Origin of the sequence: Nitrosomonas marina, from assembly GCF_900111605.1 — a bacterium.
Lineage (GTDB): Bacteria > Pseudomonadota > Gammaproteobacteria > Burkholderiales > Nitrosomonadaceae > Nitrosomonas > Nitrosomonas marina_A.
Window position 1 is genome coordinate 23,466 of record NZ_FOIA01000038.1, and the last position, 6,364, is coordinate 29,829.

Annotated in this window: 5 protein-coding genes; 2 read left to right on the top strand and 3 right to left on the bottom strand. The window is 48.4% G+C overall.

What is annotated here, in order from left to right; genetic code table 11:
• Nucleotides 1–13: 13 nt before the first annotated feature.
• From BMY62_RS14020 to BMY62_RS14030, 3 genes are all read right to left on the bottom strand, one after another.
• Entirely contained in the window at nucleotides 14–964 is a 951-nt protein-coding gene (locus BMY62_RS14020) for a homoserine kinase (protein ID WP_090661345.1), read from the bottom strand.
• A gap of 95 nt (nucleotides 965–1,059) precedes the next feature.
• The gene (locus BMY62_RS14025) at nucleotides 1,060–1,458 is read right to left on the bottom strand and encodes a DUF2782 domain-containing protein (RefSeq protein WP_090661348.1); all 399 of its coding nucleotides are present in this window, start codon (nucleotides 1,456–1,458) and stop codon (nucleotides 1,060–1,062) included.
• A gap of 98 nt (nucleotides 1,459–1,556) precedes the next feature.
• On the bottom strand, nucleotides 1,557–2,276 hold the full coding sequence (locus tag BMY62_RS14030) for an LOG family protein (protein WP_090661351.1): 720 nt from the start codon (nucleotides 2,274–2,276) through the stop codon (nucleotides 1,557–1,559).
• A 15-nt stretch (nucleotides 2,277–2,291) separates the two neighbouring features.
• Here BMY62_RS14030 and polA point away from each other — a divergent pair, with 15 nt between their 5' ends.
• Both polA and BMY62_RS14040 read left to right on the top strand, forming a co-directional pair.
• Nucleotides 2,292–4,979 (top strand): DNA polymerase I, encoded by a 2,688-nt coding sequence (polA, locus tag BMY62_RS14035; protein ID WP_090661354.1) that lies wholly within the window; start codon nucleotides 2,292–2,294, stop codon nucleotides 4,977–4,979.
• Nucleotides 4,980–5,110: 131 nt separating this feature from the next.
• Nucleotides 5,111–6,112 carry an IS110 family RNA-guided transposase gene (locus tag BMY62_RS14040; RefSeq protein ID WP_090661357.1) on the top strand — a complete coding sequence of 334 codons (1,002 nt, stop codon included), beginning with the start codon at nucleotides 5,111–5,113 and terminating at the stop codon, nucleotides 6,110–6,112.
• The last annotated feature ends 252 nt before the right edge of the window (nucleotides 6,113–6,364 follow it).

Below are 6,364 nucleotides of genomic sequence, written 5' to 3' on the forward strand. Positions count from 1 at the left end.
AGCGCTGCTGACTCTAGATCCAGAGCTGCCCGAGTCGCAATTCATGCTTTGCGTGATTATGCAGCAATATTTTAAAGTCATCAGGGTCCTTGGCATGTGTCAATTCTCCCGGACGAGGTAAATATAAATCATACAACCGCGAGATCCAGAAACGCAGCGCACCTGCTCGCAGCATGGCAGGCCATAATTGATGCTCCAGCGGAGACAGTGGCCGTATGCTGTGATAGGCCTCAAGCAGCGCAAGAGTTCGCGTTTCATCCAGTGTCCTGTTCTCAGTATTGCACCAGTCATTCACAACAATAGCCAGATCGTATAATAAACTATCGTTGCAGGCGAAGTAAAAGTCGATTACGCCGCCAATACTGTGGTCGGTAAATAAAATATTGTCGCGAAAGAGATCAGCATGTATGACTCCCCTGGGCAATTGCTGAAACTGATGGGATAGTTGAAAGTTTAACTCGTTATCAAGCAGCGTTTGATCATTTGTGTTCAGAAAGGGTTTGATTTCTGGCGCTTTGTCCTGCCACCACTTTAATCCGCGTGGATTTTCCATATACGCTTGGTAGGTTTGTCCGTATACGTGCATTTGTGCCAGCATTTTGCCAACCTGAACGCAATGACCTGCTGTGGGATTCTCCAGTGATGTTCCGGGTAAACAGGTCACAATTGTGGCCGGTTTTCCGTTAAGTTCGCCGAATAAACTACCATCCAGCATCGGTTCAGGGTTGGGGCATGGGATCTGATGGCTGGAGAGGTGTGCCATCAGATTCAGGTAGTAAGGAAGCTCGGCCGCGGTTAATTTTTCAAATAATGTGAGAACAAACCGTCCATGGGTGGTGGTAACGAAAAAATTTGTATTCTCAATACCTGAAGAAATACCTTGCAGGCTGATCAGGTTTCCCAGTGCATAATTGCTCAGCCAGTCGGAGAGCTGGCTTTCTGTGACAGGTGTATAGACGGACATGCGTTTGCAGCTGAAATATCAATATGTTGTGTTATTTCTGTCGCTTAAGTAAAAACAGATAGAAGATTCACAGATACTGCCGTGTTTCACCAATTTTAGAATTCCAGAATACGCCACATGGGCACGCTGACATTGCTGCCAGGTTCGCCAGTGTGCGAATTTAGACGGCCACGGTTGCGGACCAGGTAATAAGGAAATCCGACACGGGGAATGACCTTGATCATGTGAAGTTCGCCATTGATACGGTATTCCTCAATCGTGTCCTCTCCACGTTTGATAATAGTGATTTGCGGTTCCAGATCCGGATCGATTTCCATGTCGGGTGGCAACGGTGGAGGCGGCGCTAATTCTGGCAAGTCAGATTCTGAGAGTTCGGGTAATTCCGGAATTTCAGGTAGTGGTACCAGGTTTTTGGGTATGTTGGATTGCGCTATCAGCGGCATGGCGCAGAACAACGAAATACAAAGCAGTAAAATTGATAATATTTGGTGCATGACAGTTGCGCTGATATTGCTGGGTATCGGTTATGTAAGGGTTAATGTTTCCTTTCAGACAGTACCTGTATTCTACCTAAATTAGTATCAGTTGGTTACTACAGATTCAACTGGATTTCGCGTTCCTCGGCGTTAGGTTCGAAACCGCGGGATTCATAGTATTTAAAAATGGCATGTACTACGTTATCAGGCTCGTCAATCACCTGGATGAGATTCATGTCCTCGGGTGAGATAAATCCTTCGTGAATCAGCGTATCGTGGAACCAGTCTATCATGCCTTTCCAGTAATCCGAACAGACCAGAATAATGGGCATTTTGCGCGTTTTTCCGGTTTGTATCAGCGTCAACGCTTCCATTAGTTCATCGAGTGTGCCGAATCCGCCCGGCATAACAACATAAGCCGTCGCAAATTTGACAAACATATATTTACGGGCGAAAAAGTGACGAAATGACTGGCTGATGTCCTGGTAGGCGTTGCGACGCTGCTCATTGGGCAGCTGAATATTTAAGCCGACACTCGGTGCCTGCCCAAAAAAAGCACCTTTATTCGCCGCTTCCATAATCCCCGGCCCACCGCCTGAAATCACCGAAAAACCGGCATCCGAGAGGAGTCGTGTTATCTGTTCCGTCAATTTGTAGTACGGGTGACCCGGTTTTGTGCGGGCGCTGCCAAAAATGCTCACAGCAGGCTGAATTGCGTCGAGTCTTTCCGTTGCTTCGACAAATTCTGCCATAATGCCGAACAGGCGCCATGATTCTCTTGCTGACCATGCTTTTTCAACAGATTGGGACATGGCGGGTTTATTTTGCAGGCTCATAGGAATTTAAACTTAATGAAAACGTTATTACTGGTTGATGCTTCGTCATACCTGTACCGGGCTTATCACGCGCTGCCTGATCTGCGCAGCCATCACAACTTGCCAACAGGTGCTATACATGGCGTTCTCAACATGTTACGCCGTTTGCATAAGGATTATCATGCGGATTATAGCGCGTGCGTGTTTGATGCAAAAGGTAAAACTTTTCGCGATGAAATCTATCCGCAATACAAGGCGCACCGGCCGTCTATGCCCGAAGACCTGATCGTGCAGATTGAACCGTTGCATACCTGTATCAAGGCGATGGGATGGCCAATTCTGACAATTGACGGCGTTGAAGCTGACGATGTGATCGGCACGCTGGCAAAGCAGGCGGAAGCAGCGGAAATGCGCTGCATTATCTCTACCGGCGACAAGGATATCGCGCAACTGGTGAATGCGCATATTACATTGGTCAACACCATGAATAATGATGTGCTCGACGAGCAGCGGGTGTTTAACAAGTTTGGTGTCAGGCCTGATCAAATGCTTGATTATCTGATGTTGGTCGGAGACAGTACCGATAATATTCCCGGTGTCGAAAAAGTGGGCCCTAAAACCGCTGTGAAGTGGCTCACCCAGTATGGTTCGCTGGAGAATATCATAGCGCATGCGGATGAGATCAAAGGTGTCGTGGGTGAAAACCTGCGCAAGGCGCTGGACTGGTTTGACACTGCGCGAAAACTGGTAAAGATCAAGTGTGATGTCGAATTGCCGGTTGCAGTTACTGAGCTTACGCAAAACCCGCAGGATACCGAACGGCTGGTAGCACTTTACGAAGAACTGGGTATGAAAACGGCACTTCAGGAACTCAGGCAACAGGATGGGGAGAACGCCAACGGACAGCAAAAAACTACACCTGTTGTGTATCAGACCATATTGACGGAAGCGGCATTGAGTGAGTGGGTGGACAGATTGAATAATACCGATCTGGTGTCTATTGATACCGAAACGACCAGTCTGAATCCCATGGAAGCAAAATTGGTTGGTATTTCACTGTCTGTGGAAAGCCACCATGCGGCTTATCTTCCGTTGATGCACGATTATCTTGATGCACCGCAACAGTTGGAAATGGGTTATGTTTTTGAGCGGCTCAGACCCTGGCTTGAAAATATGGAAAAACCCAAATTGGGACAGAACCTGAAGTACGATAAACATGTGTTTGCCAATCATGGCATTCGGTTAGGTGGTATCGAGCATGACACGCTGTTGCAATCGTATGTACTGGAATCGCACAAGCCCCATAATATGGACAGTATGGCGCAACGACACCTGGATGTTAAAACTGTCAGTTACGATGACGTAACCGGGAAGGGCGCGCAACGTCTTGCTTTCAGTCAGGTGTCCGTGGACACTGCCACCACCTATGCCGCTGAAGATGCCGATGTGACACTGCGGCTTCATCGGTACCTGTATCCTAAAATTCAGGCTGACCCTCGGCAGGACTATATTTACCGGCATATCGAAATACCTGCAATGGCGGTATTGTTTGAAATGGAACGTCAGGGGGTGTTACTTGATCAGCAGCTTTTACGGAAGCAGAGCGAAGCGCTGAACGAGAAAATGATCCTTCTGGAACAACAAGCATACAAGATAACCGGTCAACCGTTTAATCTGAATTCCCCAAAACAAATTCAAGAAATTCTTTTCGAGCAGCTTAAATTGCCGGTAATTAAGAAAACGCCGAAAGGTGTTCCCTCCACGAATGAGGATGTGCTTCAGAAACTGGCCCTGGATTATCCTTTGCCCAAAATACTGCTTGATTACCGAGCGCTCGCTAAATTGAAATCGACGTATACTGATAAGTTGCCGCAGATGATTAACTCGAAAACAGGGCGGGTGCATACCAACTATGCGCAGGCAGTGGCTGTGACCGGTCGACTGGCAAGTTCGGATCCCAATTTGCAGAACATCCCGGTTCGAACGCAGGAAGGCCGTCGAATTCGTGAAGCGTTTATCGCGCCGCCCGGCAGCCAGATTATTTCTGCGGACTATTCTCAGATCGAACTGCGTATCATGGCACATCTTTCCAAAGATAGAGCGCTGCTTGATGCTTTTGCAGCCGGTGAAGACATTCATCGCGCCACAGCATCAGAAATTTTCGCGCTGCCACCAGATGAAATTGATCCGGAACAACGCCGTTATGCCAAGGTCATCAACTTCGGCCTGATTTACGGTATGTCAGAATACGGTCTTTCTGCGCAATTGGGAATCGAACGCAGTGCGGCGCGCATGTACATGGATCGATATTTTTCGCGGTATCCGGGTGTTGCCGACTATATGCAGCGTACTCGCGAGAATGCGAAATCCTGTGGATTCGTCGAAACAGTACTGGGTCGCAGATTATGGCTGCCGGATATCGGTAGTTCGAATGGGAGTCGGCGGCAAGGCGCAGAGCGTGCAGCGATCAATGCGCCCATGCAGGGAACGGCTGCAGATATTATCAAACTGGCAATGATTGCTGTGTATCAGTGGTTATCACAGACAAAATTACAAAGCCGGCTCATCATGCAGGTTCATGACGAACTGGTGCTGGAAGTTCCTGACAATGAGGTTGATATAGTCAGGTTGGAACTCCCGGATCGTATGTGTCGTGTCATTGATCTTGATGTGCCGCTGCTGGTAGAAGTAGGAGCTGGAAAAAACTGGGAACAGGCTCATTGACATCTGCTGACAGATTCTCTGATCGGCCTGATCCCAAATATAATGGAATGGACGCCCGCTACCCTAGACGGCATCAATGTGCCAAAGTAGAGGCGCAGTTAAGCCCGCTAAACAAGAGAGGAACGTCCGACATGAAGATTACAACAATTGGCATTGATTTGGCAAAAGAAGTGTTTCAGATTCACGGTGTTGATGACCATGACAAGATTGTGTTACGCAAGCAATTGCGCCGAAAGGGGATGGCAAAGTTTTTCGCCAATTTAGAACCCTGTTTGATTGGTATGGAAGCATGCGGCAGCTCGCACTACTGGGCGAGGAAGCTCAGCGGATTTGGACACACCGTCAAGCTGATGTCCCCCCAATTTGTCAAACCCTATGTGAAGACCAACAAGCATGATATGGCAGATGCGGAAGCGATCTGTGAAGCGGTCAGCCGGCCGAACATGCGTTTTGTACCAATCAAGAATGTTGAGCAACAGGCTATCCTGTCAGTACATCGAGCCAGACGAGGTATGGTCAAGGCCAGAACCGCCCAAGCAAACCAGATACGTGGACTGCTTTCTGAGTTTGGTATCGTGATGCCTCAGGGAATCCGGTCGATTGGCAAACGTATACCGGCTATTCTGGAAGATGCCGAAAACGGTTTGCCAGGTATCCTGCGCAAGTTGCTGGACAGACTGAACGATCATCTCAAGGAACTGGACCGTCAGGTGGAAGAACTGGAGTTGCAGATCAAGCTGTGGCACCAGGCGAACGAAGCCAGCCAGAAACTGGAAGCGATTTCCGGTATTGGCCCGATCACGGCGAGTGCCATTGTGGCAACCGTGGGTAATGCCACAGAGTATAAGAACGGAAGACAACTGGCGGCATGGCTGGGACTGGTTCCCAAGCAGTGTTCCAGCGGTGGTAAGCAGACATTGCTCGGCATCAGCAAACGTGGCGACACTTACCTGCGTACCTTACTGATCCATGGAGCACGATCGGTCATCCGCTTTGCCGAGAACAAGGCTGAGCCAGAAAGCTGGCTACGTAAACTGATAATACGGCGTAACAAGAACGCACGCATTATCTGGGCGTTGCTCGCCAAAGGCACAACATTCCGCCCCAATCACGCAGGCAGCGTACGCAGCTGATGCGTGATTGGGGATAGATACAAGCGCATTGATAATGCCGCATCGAAAACGGATTTAAGGAGAAAAACATTCACCGATTGCACAGGCAATCATGACATGATGACAAGACAGGTCAGACCGTGGTAGGGTAAAGCTCGAGCTAGTACTAGCAATATGCTATTGCCAAATATTAAAGTATTCTCTCAATATATGCTACCAACATATTGAGAGATCAGATGAAGAAAAGATATATTGTTCGTTTAACTGAAGAAG

Coding starts and splice junctions, on each gene's coding strand:
- BMY62_RS14020 (WP_090661345.1), bottom strand. CDS start 964: ATGTCCGTCTATACACCTGTCACAGAAAGCCAGCTCTCCGACTGGCTG.
- BMY62_RS14025 (WP_090661348.1), bottom strand. CDS start 1,458: ATGCACCAAATATTATCAATTTTACTGCTTTGTATTTCGTTGTTCTGC.
- BMY62_RS14030 (WP_090661351.1), bottom strand. CDS start 2,276: ATGAGCCTGCAAAATAAACCCGCCATGTCCCAATCTGTTGAAAAAGCA.
- polA (WP_090661354.1), top strand. CDS start 2,292: ATGAAAACGTTATTACTGGTTGATGCTTCGTCATACCTGTACCGGGCT.
- BMY62_RS14040 (WP_090661357.1), top strand. CDS start 5,111: ATGAAGATTACAACAATTGGCATTGATTTGGCAAAAGAAGTGTTTCAG.